Source organism: Arthrobacter sp. ZGTC212, assembly GCF_002929255.1.
GTDB lineage: Bacteria > Actinomycetota > Actinomycetes > Actinomycetales > Micrococcaceae > Arthrobacter_B > Arthrobacter_B sunyaminii.
Genome location: NZ_PJIJ01000102.1, coordinates 1 through 501 on the forward strand (window position 1 = coordinate 1; position 501 = coordinate 501).

Sequence of the window (501 nt, forward strand, 5' to 3'; positions counted from 1 at the left end):
GAGTAAACCTAGTCAGTCCTCATGGCGAAGGAAAGGCCTGAGGCTCCATTTCACGCGGCACTGCATCAAAGCAGAAGAAGCAGTTGATCTTCCCGAGGTTCCATCGACCACTGGCTGTTGGGCTGAATTTTTGCGGGGAGTGCTCTGGCGATTTTTTCGCTGAGACATAAGAAGCGCACCTGTTGCCAGTCGAGCAGGTCACGGGTTGCTTGAAGAAGTTCGCCGAGGCGGCGGGCGGTTTCCGCAGAATAGACCAGAATTGCGTCCGGCATCGGCGTCAGTGTTTCGATAACGTCGAGATCGTCAGGAGTAGCCGGTACCATCCGGTAACACTCGCGCACATCGATCGCTCGACCCGCCTGCTGCAGGTCAGTTTCGAAGTCGGGTGAGCGGGGGGTGCCGGTCAGGTAGAGGATCGGTGTTGTTGCATCGTGCGTCGCGACCAAGAGGCTCGCCAGGGATCGCCCGTCGCCATCGGCAATCGAGACATCCGCAAATCCG

Annotated in this window: 1 protein-coding gene; it reads right to left on the reverse strand. The window is 58.3% G+C overall.

Annotated elements, in window-relative coordinates; all coding sequences use genetic code 11:
- Positions 1-65 precede the first annotated feature (65 nt).
- Positions 66-501, reverse strand: a 436-nt coding sequence (locus CXQ89_RS18095; protein WP_181032440.1) for a uroporphyrinogen-III synthase, incomplete at its 5' end; no start/stop codon positions are given.